This window comes from Pseudoalteromonas phenolica, assembly GCF_044788725.1.
In the GTDB taxonomy this organism is placed as follows: Bacteria; Pseudomonadota; Gammaproteobacteria; order Enterobacterales; family Alteromonadaceae; genus Pseudoalteromonas; species Pseudoalteromonas phenolica_C.
In genome coordinates, this window is the sequence record NZ_CP173161.1 from 3196559 (window position 1) to 3212482 (window position 15924).

Annotated in this window: 12 protein-coding genes and 1 pseudogene; 1 reads left to right on the plus strand and 12 read right to left on the minus strand. The window is 38.4% G+C overall.

The features are described 5' to 3' along the window. Positions 1 to 55: 55 nt before the first annotated feature. On the minus strand, positions 56 to 211 hold the full coding sequence (locus ACH784_RS14505) for a hypothetical protein (protein WP_404391366.1): 156 nt from the start codon (positions 209 to 211) through the stop codon (positions 56 to 58). A 244-nt stretch (positions 212 to 455) separates the two neighbouring features. Here ACH784_RS14505 and ACH784_RS14510 point away from each other — a divergent pair, with 244 nt between their 5' ends. Then, positions 456 to 773, plus strand: coding sequence for a hypothetical protein (locus ACH784_RS14510; protein ID WP_404391368.1), 318 nt, complete (start codon positions 456 to 458; stop codon positions 771 to 773). 92 nt (positions 774 to 865) lie between these two features. Here the strand turns inward: ACH784_RS14510 and ACH784_RS14515 are convergent, their stop codons facing one another. From ACH784_RS14515 to ACH784_RS14565, 11 genes and pseudogenes are all read right to left on the minus strand, one after another. Next, positions 866 to 1096, minus strand: a complete 231-nt coding sequence (locus ACH784_RS14515) for a hypothetical protein (protein WP_404391370.1) — start codon at positions 1094 to 1096, stop codon at positions 866 to 868. Positions 1097 to 1275: 179 nt separating this feature from the next. Next, a complete protein-coding gene (locus tag ACH784_RS14520) occupies positions 1276 to 2862 on the minus strand; it encodes a TnsD family Tn7-like transposition protein (protein ID WP_404391372.1) in 1587 nt (528 codons plus the stop codon). A 3-nt stretch (positions 2863 to 2865) separates the two neighbouring features. Then, the gene (locus ACH784_RS14525) at positions 2866 to 3795 is read right to left on the minus strand and encodes a TniQ family protein (RefSeq protein ID WP_404391374.1); all 930 of its coding nucleotides are present in this window, start codon (positions 3793 to 3795) and stop codon (positions 2866 to 2868) included. Then, positions 3795 to 5357, minus strand: coding sequence for an ATP-binding protein (locus tag ACH784_RS14530; protein ID WP_404391376.1), 1563 nt, complete (start codon positions 5355 to 5357; stop codon positions 3795 to 3797). Before ACH784_RS14530 ends, ACH784_RS14525 begins: the two co-directional genes overlap by 1 nt. A gap of 10 nt (positions 5358 to 5367) precedes the next feature. Further along, positions 5368 to 7557 carry a Mu transposase C-terminal domain-containing protein gene (locus ACH784_RS14535; protein WP_404391378.1) on the minus strand — a complete coding sequence of 730 codons (2190 nt, stop codon included), beginning with the start codon at positions 7555 to 7557 and terminating at the stop codon, positions 5368 to 5370. After that, the gene (locus ACH784_RS14540) at positions 7547 to 8416 is read right to left on the minus strand and encodes a TnsA endonuclease N-terminal domain-containing protein (RefSeq protein WP_404391380.1); all 870 of its coding nucleotides are present in this window, start codon (positions 8414 to 8416) and stop codon (positions 7547 to 7549) included. The genes ACH784_RS14535 and ACH784_RS14540 overlap by 11 nt, the downstream gene beginning before the upstream one ends. A 358-nt stretch (positions 8417 to 8774) precedes the next feature. After that, positions 8775 to 10040 (minus strand): annotated as a pseudogene (locus ACH784_RS14545) (DUF2130 domain-containing protein). A 132-nt stretch (positions 10041 to 10172) separates the two neighbouring features. Then, positions 10173 to 11507 (minus strand): McrC family protein, encoded by a 1335-nt coding sequence (locus tag ACH784_RS14550; protein WP_404391382.1) that lies wholly within the window; start codon positions 11505 to 11507, stop codon positions 10173 to 10175. A 3-nt stretch (positions 11508 to 11510) separates the two neighbouring features. Further along, positions 11511 to 13334 (minus strand): McrB family protein, encoded by a 1824-nt coding sequence (locus tag ACH784_RS14555; RefSeq protein ID WP_404391384.1) that lies wholly within the window; start codon positions 13332 to 13334, stop codon positions 11511 to 11513. Positions 13335 to 13364: 30 nt separating this feature from the next. Further along, positions 13365 to 14249: a hypothetical protein gene (locus ACH784_RS14560; protein WP_404391386.1), complete on the minus strand. Its 885-nt coding sequence runs from the start codon at positions 14247 to 14249 to the stop codon at positions 13365 to 13367. 2 nt (positions 14250 to 14251) lie between these two features. Continuing rightward, complete coding sequence (locus ACH784_RS14565) at positions 14252 to 15910, minus strand: AAA family ATPase (RefSeq protein ID WP_404391388.1); 1659 nt, start codon at positions 15908 to 15910, stop codon at positions 14252 to 14254. Between the last annotated feature and the right edge of the window lie 14 nt (positions 15911 to 15924).

Genomic DNA, 15924 nt, shown 5'->3' on the forward strand with positions numbered 1-15924 from the left:
TGCTGTATTTTTTCATAAACAAATAGAGGGCGTCGAAGACGCCCTAGCTTCCTTCTTATTTGCCACCTTTTGCTGGCGCATTACCGCGACCACCACCAGACTTACCGCCTGTTGTGCTGGGCCAGTTTCCACCCGGTCCCGGATGTGAAGAAGGGCCACGACCATTACCCGAACTTTGATTTGAGTTATTTGATGCTGTTACTAATGACATTGTTAATTACCTTTTGTTTTCCGTCCGACATTGGACGGTCTTAACTTTAAATAACAACTCAGATGTTCGCGGCAATCCATGTGGCGGAAAAATTTAATTTTTTACAACTCAAACAAAAACAACTAGTTATAAACCTTTGGGATTAAATAATATAAAAACTAGGATTACCTCCACGGTATTGCCAAAGTTTTAAATTTTGTTCAGCTATCATTACCCCATCAATTCAAAGCCATGTGAGTTTTAAATGAATACAATAGTAAAAGACTGGCACATTGTTTCTATTTTTGACGATGAAGAGCTGATTGGGAAAATTCTATGGGGAATCTGTGTTGATGACATGACTTTCCGATTCAAAACCGACGATTACATTAGCACATCAAAAATAGTCGAAATCTCAACTCACAATCAATTAATCAAAACTGCTAACGGCAGCATTTATCAGGTCATTGGGGAAGGCCAAAACGCGCAAGTGCAAATGAAAGATTTCGAACTCCTTCGAAATGGATTTAGCCCAAGCCAAATACATTTCTTGAACTCGGTTACGGGCAAAAATCAACACTAATATTGATATTGAATCACTGTATAATAAAAAGAACCTATCTGGTTAAATAATTCATTTTTACTTCAGATAGGTTTACTTCTAACAGAAATAACTTAAGAATCAGTGGCAACACCGTCGATCCAATCACAATCAATATCGGGGTGTGCGTTTAATGCAGCTAGCACCTTTTCAAACGCTTCTTCTTGATTAACAGCCTTAATGGTGATGACACCATTTGTTGGGTGATAATCTCTAGTGACAGCTTCTTCTTGTTTTTCTACAATATTTTGTTTTGCGACTGAATCACAACCACTTGCTAAATCTTTCTCTCGTAATTTATTCATTTTATTGCCTTTTTATAATATTTTTCTATTCTCCATAATGATGAATTCCTTCTATGATCCTGCAATAAAGTGAACTGTAAATCCATACTAGGACACTAATAGTCAGAATAAAATTAAAACAAACATCATGCTGGTTAATTTTAGCTTTAGGATTATTAGCCAGTAGTTGAATCTATATTTCATTTGCTATCTACCCTCAGGAGTGCAACCTCCATCGTTAACGGAAGATTTTTAGCATCGTGAAGTAACCAACCATGTCCGCCTAATGCTCTGTCCAATTCCGACAACGATTTAAATTCTCCCTGTAAAAACTTAACTTTGATAGCTAGAAATTTATCTCTAGCAGCCCAATCGACTGAAGGGTAATATTTTTTGGATTGAGGTGATGGCAAATTTTGATACAGCCATTCTCGGTCATTCTTGTAAAGCCACATGTAACAACTAAATGTGCGCTTTAATTCGTTTCGTGTAATTTGAGGGTTCTTCTCAATGGCCTGAATTAGGTCGCTACGGTTTTCCGCTTTTCGTTTAGCCATGACCATATGATGACGCCAATTAGATAAACCTTGGTGGCTTTGAATTAGTTGTTCAATCGTACCAACCGATAAACCATGATGTTTTGCAATATCGACTCTATGCCACCCAACAAAGGCTTTTCTCCAAACATCTCGTTCTATTTCATCAGTTAACTTCCATCGACGTCTATCAACTTTGTAGTTATTTCGAAGAGCTAGTTGTTTTACGTAGCCCACTGATACCCCTAAATTAGCACTGACCGTCCTCAAGCTGCTGGCATTATCAAGAAGCTTAAATACATTACTTTCTAAATCTGAGTTTTCCTGACTTAAAGGTTCAGAGACTGGCTTTGGTGTTTTACTCAAAGCAAAAAATTCATGAGGCGACTTAGCGAGGTAAGCCATTAACAAAACATGTTTTAAATAGTGGACCGGGCGGCGATCATGGATAATATCCGCCACATAACTAAAATTACTCAGCTCAAGAGGTATAAGGTTTTCAGTAGCTTCAAACAGCTCTTTCCAATAGTTAACTAACTCGTCCACCAAAAAACGCATTCTAATATTCCCACATTTGGTTAAAAAACCTTTAGTCATTAACCACTCGGAGTAAAGATTAGCGGTATTGTGAAATCGAATATCACTCTGAAGTTCGTGGTATAATTTTGCGACAAAGCCAGATAAATAGGCTGCCTTATCATTCTTGCCAATCAATATTGGTTCGCCACCTGCTGGCAAATAATATTGCCTGTTTATACCTCCTTCTCCTGAGCTTAAATAAAATAGCGGTTCGTCATGCTCTGGGCAGTGGCTTACACCGTATAGTTGATGTTCGATTCGCCAAGACAATTTACCCAGCTTATCAAAAGACTCTCCGATACACTTAGGACAGTAGCGATGTTGCTTGGCTAACGCTAGAGATGACGGCGCTTGCCGTGAATAACTCGCAATCAATTGCCCTTTCGGTGATAAGAGTACTTTCTTTAACTTAGAAGCTTGGTTTGACAATGAAAACGCGTAGAGAGGATAACCAGTCGCATGAGTAAGCAAGTATACTGGATCTACGTTGAAGAATTGTGCTATCGCGTTGATATTATTAGGCAACACCGAATGAAGCCGCACGTGTGTGCGGCCAAATATATCTAAATTCGTCTGTTTCCAGCTCCGATTACCACTAGCAACATGGTAATTAGTGAGCAATCCATAAATTGACTCACCTTCCAAATATTGCGAATAACTGAAACCGGGCATAACTTAAGCTGCATTTGATTTAGTAAGCACTTCATTTAAAAAGTGCCAAATTACGGCTATTGCTACAGGATGCAGCGGCAAACCTGTCGAATGTTGGTCATATACTCTCCCTCCCTTAAGAGCAGGGCAATTTAACCCTTGTTTGAACTCTTTGACAGTAGGCAAGAAAACTCGCAAATCACCTGTACCGTAGAAGTCGATGACATCTCGGTAGAAAGCTCTGATTGAACCTCTTGCGACATCTAGATCTATATCATCTTGTTGTATTCCTAAATAATACTGAACTCTGCGAGTAAGCTCTTGCTGTGAAATTTTAAGTCGCCCATAAGCCATCTCTATACATAGAGCTTCCACCCCGGCCATTCTAGAGGTGAAAACAGACAAATGGCTTTCAAACTCACAACCGCAATCAGGGCACCTTCCATCAACAGGAGGGATTGGGAGCTTCTTTATTTGGGTAACTTTATACCCACAATAATGACACTGAGTAATCAAAGTACAATTGTGCTTTAGACATCGATTAACACCGGGTATTTGATGATCACGGTGATAATACGAAATACCATATTCTTCAATATCCGCCTGAACACAATCTGAACACCATCGCCAAGGCTGCTCAAATTCACTGATACTGACGTTAAAAGTAACGTTTTTAGAATAATTGCAGTGATGTTCAAGCTCATCTTGCGATATAGATGAATTGAGCATATTGAAGCATGTATGCTTCGCGTGAAAATCAATAGGTGCCACTTTTAACGCTTCTATCAGCTTTTTAAAATCACGGCTAATGAATACACCCGGAAGATGACGATAATGTGTTAAGTGCCACTCACTGCGCATAGCGCCGAAGCCTCTGAAGCTACTCATGACATATGAGCGACCAAGCAATCCAAATAAATCTTCGCCGGGCAGTAGTTTTTGCAACTGCTCCATTAAGAGTTCTCCCTAATAACATTTGATTTTGGACCAGAATTAGACTTCAACAATCCTTTAACACCTATTTTTTGGGCAGTCTTAGCATCCATCACTGGTACTTTAGACCGTTTAGATTTAACTTTTACCTTACGCACTTTTTCTAGCTCATTTTCAACTTTTGCATCCGCTGCCTTGTCCGTATCTGGAATCGATAACTTTTCCTTTTTCTCATCCCGACTTTTGAGTTCAGACTCTGATTCCGCCAACTGCTCTGATATCTCTTTATTAATCTCAACTAAGTCGGCTAAAGGCGCTAAGTCTTCATACATGTGATACTTTTCATTTTTAAGAGCCTTTAAAGGCTTTTGAAGCTCAGAAAACTGCTGGCGGAACACATGGGATAAAGCTTTTATTGTCATTCCTTGTTCGCCTTTACCAAATTTAGACATATGACTCAATGTGGCTCGCATTAAACTAATCGCGATAGCAGGGATACCTTGTGTCAGGGTATGCAGGTGACGCTTTAAGTGATCTTCTGAATCATGTTTCCCATCCAACAATTGACTTAGATTTATTTGGTTGAAGAATCTGTTCCAAAAGTCATCATCTACCTCTGCACCAAGAAGCATGAGACTCCCATCTTTTATAGTACGGCGGCAAATAGTGACTTCTTTGCCGAATAACTTTAGGGTCGATAACGTGCCGATAAAAAATAACGGCACACCAATTCGGTTGAAAATTTCCTCAATAAAACTAATCGATGTTTTTTCATTTCCTCCGAGAACTTTTTTATCCTTGTCTGCTGCGACATCAGGAGCAATGTTCTGTGCCTCATCAATGACCAATATACCAACGTTGTGTTTCAGCATTAATTTACGAACTAGGCGAATTAAATCATCAACCGAGTCACCATTTTTGACATCTCGTGTGAGGTAAGGAATTTTAGTCGCTACTTGAATAGCTTCGATAACTCCTTTTAAGAAGGCTTTTTGCCCCTTACGATTATGAATTTGCACATAAATATAGGGAATCTGAAGCTGCTCTATCTTAACTTCTTCGCCATCAGAGGAGAGATAAGTTGTATGGTATAACTCTCTTGGTATAAGTTTCAATATACGGAGCATCATGGAAGTTTTTCCGGCCCCGCTGAGACCTGCTAATAAAAAGCTGCCATTGGCGGTTAACATAGAGTCGATATCTTGACCCGTGATAGCTTTGAGATGAAAAGCTTCCTGCTGCTCCTTGCCATCTTGGTGAATAGCAGTGAACATTTGGTTTTTAATTACTGGCTTTACGGGGTTCCTATTTTTGTATCCAGCCTCAATCATTCGGCGTATCTTTTCGTATAAAGCATAAGCTTCATCACGAGTGATATAACAATCAGCCAAATTATCTATTGCGCTTCGAGCATAATAACTATGATATTGCACAGGAATATCGTTTAACGACCCCATTTTCGTGACCTCGTTATCACATGCTTTTTCAACTTCATCTTGCAACATCGGGTATCCTAGCCCTTCAATTAACGGGTTGCCTTTGCAGGTAGGGTTTGGGTGCGAAATGTAAGTAATATTTGTCATTTGAATTCTCCTATGCTGCGACATTGTTACGTTTATATGTAGGGTCCTTTAGGTCATCTTCTCCGATAACATGTGGGTCAGGACTATTGGTGAAGCTTGAAGCTTCTTCCATTGCGATCAACACCTCTTGGTATTGAACTTGTTTTTCACAATCACCTTGTTCCTGTTTTCGTTCCCTTACATTTGTATCTGGGCTGGTTGCTTGAGACTTTTTAAGCTTGCGAAGCTCATCCTTAATAGCATTGTCCATTTCTTCTAACGACATATTGAGGAGAACACGTTGACTAAAACGCTCCTCATCAAGTTGAGCCAAAATCTCCTTCACTTTTTCTTGGTGGGCTAAAACCTGCGCCCATAAACGATTTTTGTATTGGCAGCTTCTTTCAGTGATCTCCATTTGCATCACTTTGTTTTTGTCATCAGGGTGACGACACCAGATATGACTAGAATTAACGTCGGTGTATCGTATCTCAACTTTAAATCGACCATCATTTTTCGCGGTATCGAGCCATTTAAGCTCTATCACGTCAGGACTGTTATAGTAAACGCCTCTGAACTTAACGCCTTTATCAGTGACGGTAGCGTATTCCTTTTTCATCAATGCAAATAAAAGTGCGGCCTTAGACTTTTTGATAGGCGGAAATATCGACTGTTTAATTCCCCAGTTCCAAATATCACGAGGTGTTAAACCAACTTCGTCACGACACATTTCGAAATTGTGGTTATCAACTTTCGCTGCGGTGTTATTGTGATGGATTATTTCTCGAATCAAACGTTGCATGAACTGCTTATAGGTATACATCGCACCTCTAGATGGGTGGGCGTCTTCCTTTTTGGGGGCTTTATAAACTTTCCCCTCATGTTGGGGTATCGATTTTCCTTGAATAATATCGAAGGCTTTTTCGACGGTTCCTTTACAATCACCACGGTGGTACGCATTAAAATTGGCAGCTTTGATACCAATTTTGCCTTTAAGCAGTGAAGTAATCGCGTTGTGACTGTTTTCTGTACCTCTATCTAACGTTAATTGGTTACAAACATCTGAACACGGCCAATCTTCGTGAGTTATTTCAATCCCAAATTGTCTGCAAAATTCAACTTTGTCAGTAAACGCATTGAAGAGCGCTTGCGATTCAGCGTGCCAATCAGGTCCATGAAAGCAAACATGAACGCCAACAATCATTGAACTAACAACATCAATTACAAAGTAAATTGTTGGTCTTCCAATACTCAGTTGCTCATCATTTGAGTATTCGTAACGTATATACACATCAGCAGTAGTGCTATCTATTTCATAGCGGCTTCGTGGACCTCGTAGTCCATGAGCAGCTAATCCCGGTTTTCCGGCATAGTCTTTTTCATACAAAATACTTCCGGTGCGTCTTCGGATAAACTCCAACGTACCAATGCATTTTTTTAGATAGCGTTTAAAAGCTCGCGGACTTATTAAACGGACTCGCGGCAATAGAGCATAAAACTCTTCAGCAACATCATCATCTTGAACCCCCTCAGGTCTGACAACAACAACACAATATTCTTTACAATAATCCTCATACAAATCCTGCAAATTTACTTCTTGCAGATCCTTTAATTTCTTTGAAAACTTAAAAATATTACTTTTGTCTTCACCTGTTATATATCGATAGGCGTTGCCATATTTTGTGTTTGGACCGGGCTTAGACTTTAGGCAAGTACTGCCATCTTCATTATAAATCGGCTTAGCAGGACCAACGTATTTTTTACCTAACTCTTCATAGTGAGGTAACAACGCATTTGGCACACTACCATATCTAAAATATCGATTAATTGACGCTTGAACCCACTTTCTACTGCGTCCTGATTCTTTAATTAAGCGAGCTAATATCCCGCTTGAATCTCCATAAAGGTATTGATCCAATTGAATTGGATCATCCACCAAGCCAGAAACCATTTCATATGCTTCGTTGCGTCTTCTAATCCAACTAGGCTTAAGTTCTGAATCATCAGCCATCAATAGATCTGAGTGATCATGCTCTTCCAGTTTTAACTCTTTAGAGGCCAACTTTTCCTGAACCCATGCAAATGATTGCGCTTTAGGACGTTTAGGTGGATCGCATAACATATCTACAACAGCGACTTGTTCACGGTCTGGGTTTACGTCAACAATCAAGAACTCTGCTGGATTTTTATTCGTACTTATCAGTTTCTGATTAAGCTGCATATTTCACCTCCACTGGGTTAGCGATTAGAGGTCGGAATAATTCAATTTCCTGAAACAGATCAATTTTCAAATCTTTAAAGTAAGTAGCTTTTTGAAATAAGGCTTGAGCGTGAAACAGCTCCAAATTCAGCTCATCAGATACCTTTTCCAGAATTTGTCGCAGCGTATAAATCGCGTACTTATCCTCATATTGGCGAAACGATTTAATGAATAATTGATAAAAATCGTCAGTGACATCAAGTAGTTCTGGGTTTTCAAAACATTCTCTTAAGTATTCCAAGTTGTAGATGTAAGTCGGTGAATAACACTGCTCCGTCATTAACACCCAATCAATCTTTTCTCTTTTCCAGTACTCTCTTTCTAGTTTTAACTTTTCCCAAGTTCGTTTTGCGGTTCTGGGGTTAGCTAAATAATCTAGAGATTGTTGATACTTAAACGAATAAACAACAACTTTTTCTTCATTGTTTGGTAAGCGAAACGTTACCACCAAATCAGATGTCATGGTTTTAGCTGGGATAATACCATCATGTTCAAAACGCTCTTTGTATGCACCGGGATGCTTAATATTAAGCTCTGATGCCAAGTCTAGTGTTTCATTGAGCGGCAATGGAAACTGCTCTTTGATGTCGATAACATTAGGCATAGCCTCAAGTAGAACAAATAACTGTCTTTCACCTCGGCTGTATAAATGGATAGTTCGGTCATTAAAACGATTTAGGATTTCTTGACCTTGCCCATAAGTGTGAGATTGTCGAATTGTATTCCAAGGTTTGTACCCATACTTTTCGACATCATCGTGATATGCAATGATTCTATTCAACTCTTTTTGAGTGATTTCAGGTTGTTTTATAGTTTTCATGATTAACTCCTATAAATTACATATACTATAAATTCATAGCAGCTCACTTTTTAAACAGCAAATTACAATAACCTTGTAATTCAATAAGTTATTTTATTGTTTATTAATTATCATACCTCCTTCCCAAGGAGTTTATTGAAAAACAATTTGTTAAATTTCAACAAAATAAGCGCACTTATTATTCAAATATGTACAACTTATCGAAAATATTTAACAAACCACTTAAAAACTTACATCTTTATACTTTTCAGATAGTTATAAAAAATAAAGTTTTCTGGAAATTTATTAATTTCTAACTGTGTTTTGAGCTACAAAATGAGACCTCCAACGTTGTTGGAGATCTCCCCAATTACCTTATTTAATCGCCTAACAGGGCGATATCATCTAATAAAGTCATGCTTCCGTGCGACAATCCTTGTAATTCCCCGCAAATCGCCATCATTTGATTAGTAATGCCACCGATTTGCCCTTCGCGTTTCTTCCAGATCCGCTGCATCGCTGATTTTTCCTTATCCAGCTCCAAGCGCATTTGCTCTTGGTGATCGACTACCGCCTTAATACGCTGCACAAACTGCGTACTACAGATGTAGTCATAGAGCGCTTCCATTTGCTCATTTTTGCCGACACTCACCGCTTTTTGGCGCTGAGCTTCGGTTAATACTGTCCTAAGCGCTTATGATAGCCCCTTAGCTAGCGCAGGCTTAACTAACCAAACACCGTCTTTCATAACCATTGGTTCTTCAATTCCCGCCGGGAATGCTGTAGAAACCAATACTGCGATATCACCACCCACTTCCTGCGTGTCAGCTTTAAGTTTGGTAATCCAGTTATTTGACCAGTTCTCAGCACGTTTGGTCTCCCAAACTATCTTTCCGCAAACTGTGCCTGTTCTTAATCGAACCGTTTGAATAACATCAGCACCGCGAGTCCCTTTTCCAACAGGGTCGATATCGTCTAACGGATACGCTTGGGCTAGTTCATGCTCTAGTTCAAGCTCTAGTACTTCGCCCTGAAGTTGCTGTGATCCCTGTTCCAATTTGCGCTTTAGATCTTCATTAGCCTTTGACGCATCGTCGATTTTCTTCCTAAGTTCAGCTTCTTTAAGCTTGAACTCATCACCAATGGATGCACGTAGCGACTCCTTTTCACTTTCAACACGACGAGCTAACTCAAGCTCCATATCCTTTTGCTTATCTTCAAGCTCAGTTTTAGCTTTTCGCAATGCAAGTTCTTGCTCACGGAATTTTGCCAATTGCTCTTCTTTGGATTTCAAAGACTCTTCCAAAGCATCATGCTCAAGTTTGACCGACTCCCGGATCTTGTCTTCCGCCTTTTTCTTTTCTTCGGCAATTCTTGCTTGCAATGATTTAGCACTGTCTTGACTTTCAGCAAGTTGCTCTTGAAGCGTTTCAATCTGCTTCTTAAACGTTTTCGCAATAGACTTTTCAGCATCTTTTGCAGCTTGCTCTTGAAGGCAAACCAGCTCTTTACTGAGCAGTTGCTGATATTCATCTTCGTGTTTTTCAATCAGGTGTTTCGCAACAGCCTCCCTGATTGGGAATTCACTGTTGCAATGAGGACAAGCAATTTGGTCTTCGGCGTTAAGAATGATTTTTGAGTTCATGGCAAAATCTCACAATAGTTAAACACATGCCAACTATTACAATCTTGATGCCAAAAGTTATCTCATTGTTTTATATGAACTTTATTAAAATCAAACAAAACAATATGTAACAACAGTTACATATTGGTAAATTTACTTACCTTTTGTTGGTGTTTGAAAAGTGCTATTGGAGGGAAATATAAGCCTTTTGTTGTCATCAACATTATCTGAAGCATCAAAAGGAATTATCCATAGTTTTAATTCATTACTGTATGCGAATGGGAATTCAATAGGTTCAATGAAGTCATCATGACTGGGATAGATCAAGAACAGTTCTCCATAACCAGATAAGTATTTGTGCCCGTAGGCAAACATTTGATACAAATCGCTCTGTGACAACCCAAATTTATCAGTGCCATTGTCTTTTCTACTGTCGATTAATTTCCATTTTGTATCTAATACTACAATTCTCTTTCTACTTTCTGTAATGAGGAGGTCTGGTTGTAAACGAAAAAATTTTCGTTTATTGAATGACACTAGCGATTCAGCTTTTGCTTGAGTCTCAAGAGTCATATTTTTAGGTATCTGCGTTGCTAAAATTGAAGCTACATAGCTTTCGAAAACAGTTTCTAGTGGAAATAATAACGATGACGCATAGCTGCTGCCCGTCATCGTCAAGGGAGAAAATCCTTCGAGAATTAACTTAGCCCAGTCAAAGGGTTCTTTATAATAATTCATCCCCCGCTCTAACTTAACGGCAGACAAATCATTTTTAACATTTGTGCTTAAAGGGATACCTGTAAAAGCAAATAAAAGTTCTTTAGCTAATTTTTGATTTAAAGCACTAGAAGAATAAGTGGAGACTTTAGTTAATGCTAAGTGAATTAACCTATTAATAGGTCTATCAAGTACAAACTCATCATGCGCAACATAAAATTTATGTTTATTAATTGAGTTCTTTTTCAACTGCTTACTAATTAACAATTTTCCCTTCAAAAAAGAGAGGTTGTTTTCACATCCAATATAATCACTTCGTAGCCCCTTTTTAATCAGTACGTTCACAGAATCAAGAAATTGACCGATAAATACTTCAAGTAGTGGCATTCTAGACTTAGACAAATTGGCGCTCTTAGTGCGAATGTGGCGGAAGATGCCTAGTGTTGCCAACATATTTAGCAATGAATTACGCGCTCTAGCTTGACCGTCTTCGCTATCTAGCTTTCGACCGATTTTAGGCAAGACTTCAATTTGAGTGCCATCTGGTGTAAACAGCACCCCAGCATAGTTCTGGAGTTGGAGTACCTCGGTATTCTCTATACTCTTTAAACTCAAAAATCGGCTTTCAGATTCGTCACATAGGCAAAGTTGCTTCAAGTAAGCGAATGATGATTGACTGATTCTACTTATGCGTTTCGAATGCTCTGCTTTTTCGCCAACACCTAAATAGCCAAATTCAAATACTGTTATTGCAGCTTGAATCCTTTTCACTACTTAATCTTCTTTTTTTGCTTTATAAATGCCTATGTATGCTTCCGGCTTATTCCACACATCATTATCAAAAGGCAAAAGCGTATAGTTTTTTTCTTCTTGTTGGTAGTTATTCAAACCGTGGTTATTGCCAAACAAGCTATCAAACGATTGTTTTTCTTCTCTTACAAATTGCAGCTCTTCGACTTTTTGGTTATCACCAAGTACTAATCTTATTTTATTCCAGTCCTCAAAAAAGTACTCTTCTAGCAATGGAATTATTTTGTTTTTAAATACTGACTTTAGGGTTTCAAATGCTAGGTCCTGTTTGCCTACTAAATCTTTAGCTGGGATGAAAAAAGCATGACCAAGTGTATGCTCTCTATCGTAAAGTACTTCAATGCGCTGATTCATTTTGCTAAGTAGCGCTTCCAAATCTATACCGTTAATTAACACCTCATGAAACAACTCAGGTCTAGGCATCATTTCGACAAAATCAAAACGGCGACGAAGCGCTGTGTCCATCATTGCTAATGAGCGATCCGCCGTATTCATAGTTCCAATTAGATACAAATTTTCAGGAACACTAAACGGTTCACCTGAATTTGGCAAAACAACTTCTAACGCTTCGTCTTGCTCCTCTCCAGACCTTTTCGATTCTTCTATTAGGGTAATCAATTCACCAAATATTTTTGAAATGTTACCCCTATTTATTTCATCGATCACAAGCACAAAGTTTTTAGCTTCACCTTGTTTCGGCGCTTCAAAATCATTTACGTTATATGTTTTTTTAATATGGTTAAGGATCGATTTAACATACGATGAATTATAAATTTTCTTAACGCTTAACCCGCGATATAACTTTCGTATGTTATCAATTGAAACAGGGTATCCCCTTCCTAAATCTTCGTGTGAAGTTGCTTCAGGGAATACTCTAAACGTAGTGTTGCCATGATATTGCACATCAAAATCATTTCCACGAAGTGTCTTTAGCGTAATGGTAGAGGTTTCTTCTAATTCGGCTTTAAAAAGCTCTATTGCTTGTTCTAGAGGATCATTATCTGGCTCAACCCCTTGGCGAGCATCTTCACAAATTTGCTTAAATATACCGGGTTCAACATCATAAGAAATTTCCCCGTTATTTGAATTTGCTTTCAAGCCCTCAACAAATTCTTCGTAACCATAACTTTGATGAAACGTAACAAATCGAACTCGTTTTTCTTCTACTAACGAGTCATACTTTTCCTTCAGCTCTTTTCTTGAACTAGCTTTGAAACTAGGTTCCGCAGCTTCAACAGCAGCCTCAATAGTATGGTATGTTTTTCCAGTACCGGGAGGACCATATAATATCGTATTTAAATTCATTGCAACGTCCTCTGTTTCTGGCGTTATTTTAGCACCTGTCGATAAAATAACAGATTCATTTAACTTAGTTTGGAAAAATGGCTCTAAAAGAACCTTTTCGAATAGTGATAATTCTTTGTCAGGAACGGAAAAGCAAGTACTGTTATAATTAGGACTCCAGCCCCTTTGTACCCCATCATAAATTTTAAACTTGGGTAATTCTTTAATTACTGAATACGGCTTCAGTAGCCATTGTTCACCTAAAGGACACTGTTCATAAGTATCTACACTTCTAATATCAGAGCTTTCAACTTTTACTAATGCTTTAACTTTGTTACTTTTACTTAAACAAACGATATCACCTTCATTCAATTCATTTAGGAACAAGTTTGCTTGATTTCGACCTGTATCACGATGTATCGCCAACAATTTGTTTTTTAACAGCCAATCAAACTGGACATCATTAAAACTGTCTTTTCCGTGAGACACTTTCCAAAACTTCATAGCATTCCTTTTATTTTATTCTTATTTAAATTACTCGCCTGTAACACTAATAACATTGTCATTGATATCGTCTTTAGATGAAAAATATCTAAAATGTTCAACTCGTGCAGATTCAGATAAACGGTCAATGTTAACCGCCAGCGCTGTAGCATATTCAGCCTCATCTAAGCCATGACCAAATGAGTACCCTACATTTTTAGTCAGAATAAATCGGTCATGCATTTGCGGTCGCTGCCACAGAAATAACTTAACGGTAAACCCTGTTGATAATAATGGCTTAATTACTTGTTGAAGGTTTAAAACATGGGATGCTCTATCAGCACCTCTGTCCGTTGTATGAATAGTTATCGATTTGCAACGCCCTTGTTCCATTTTCCTGATAAAAGCCATAAGTGGACTAACAAAACGATTATCGGCTGCTGTAAAATAGGGATCTACATAGAGTACTGCGCTAGCTAAAATTAATGACCGCTCAATTGCCCCTGATAAATCAACGGCTGTTCGAGGAACCGATATCGAACTGTCAATTTCCCAGTTGTTAGGAAAATTCATTAATAAATTACTGTAGTCAAATATCTGATTTTCGGCGCAATAACTAGAAGACATTATTCCATTTAGTTCAGTTTGCGCTTTGATGTGTAGCGCTTGTTCCAACCAAGGTTCAATTGCTCTAGGAATCGTATATCCACTGATAAGAGACGCATTCTTTATTTTGGTCAATTTATCTAATACATTTCGCTTTGCCATTGTGGGTAAGCCTAGTTCCACAACCTTTTTCTTTTGTTCATCAAACCAGTTGCGGGGCACAGCCGCAACAACCCTGCCATTCTCAGCATGGAAGTCCGTTAAAAACCGTTGAAGTGAATCTAGATTTCGATAAATAGCATCTGGGTCTATCGCATATTCTCTCAGCATCCTTACTGCTCCTCGTAGCGCTCTTCAAAGAAACCATCCGGCCAATCCTTGGTAAAATCACCATCTTCTGTGACCTCATAGTGAATTACCTTAACGCCATCATCTGATGGGTTTAGGTAAACTACCGAAACATCTTTAGGTCCAATCTTTTTCTCTTGTGTATTTTCGCCAAAATGAGTTTCCCTGATCCGACGCAGTAATCTCAGAATTAGGTGTTCACTATGTGTCTCTATTAGAAAACTTGCTTTAGAGTTAACTTGAGTTAACAAGTCTCCAAGCTCAGTTTGAATTCGAGGGTGAATATGAAGTTCAGGTTGCTCTATTGCTACAATTCCTTTTCTTACTGTATTAGCTGCTACAACCAAAGGAATTACTTGAGAAATGCCAACACCCAGCTCAGAAGGCCACACAGGTAAATTGGAATTTTCATCAAATAAGAAAGGTGCTTGAGTTACTATATCAGCAGATGGCATGTCATTTGGATGTGTAACTCTACAACCTGTGCCTAAACGATTTAGCCAAATGGAGACATTTGTACTTAGTTCGCTTCTGTCTGCTGCCAGCAAATCCCATGCAGCTCGACCGTCATACCAGTCCTTTTGTTCGGTTTCAGACTTTGTAATAAAATTTGGATCGGGCACGGTGCGCAGGGGACCAATGTTGGCACTTTGCTCAAGTATTGCCAGTAAGTTATCTAATGGTGCAACAAATATTTCGGTAAAGACCGACTGCATTTGCAAATAATTTAAGTATTCCGCATTAAGCCCTATGTCAGGTTTATAGATACCAGCTATATCCATTACTTGATTTAAATCTGGTAATCCTACTTTCCTACAATTTACAGAAATTGGCATGACTGAGTAATCATCAAGAGGGTGGTATTCCTCCTTTTGATCATCATCTAACTCATCAAAACTTTTTGGACGAATTACAGTGTCAGATTTCTCTTCTAAGTAAAATTGAAAGAAAGAATTACAGCCATTAGCTTCAACAACAAAATTATCAGCCTTTGAGTCGTGTTCGAGTGCTTCGGGAGAAATTGGATAATCTGTATTTTCTACAATATTTAGCCATTCTTTATGATTTTCAGGGCGTAGTAATGGATGTGTAAAATTCAATCGGGATATTGAAGAACCGCTTTGATTCAAATCTGAAGATAATTCACCCAAAAATTTTCCATCACTCCATACCTTGTAAGACTTAACTTTGGCACTATTTAAGTTGGCGGACCAAGCAATGGTAAATTCAAGCTCAACCTTTTCACTATTCTCCACTACTGAAGACATAAGGAATGCAGGCTCATCTAACGATAGAGAATCATCATCAATGATTGCTTGAGTTAGCTCTGATGCCTCTGATAAATAACTTTTGCCAATTAAACCTAATTTATCCAATTCAACTTTAATAATAATATCGTTGGAAAGATCCTTTCCATGCACTAGAGATAAAAAGCCACCTAGTTGTTTAGATTTTAGTGCATTTATCCTTGATGGGTTTGCCTGCCCCTTAGAAAGAACCTCTTGTAGATAAAACAGCGACAATATTACAGAGCTTTTACCTACACTGTTTGGACCAAATAATAATGTCACGGGAGCAAACTCTATGACTTGCTCTTGTTTAAATGATTTAAAGTTGGTTAATGATAATTTTGTTATTCTCATATAATTATTCTTAT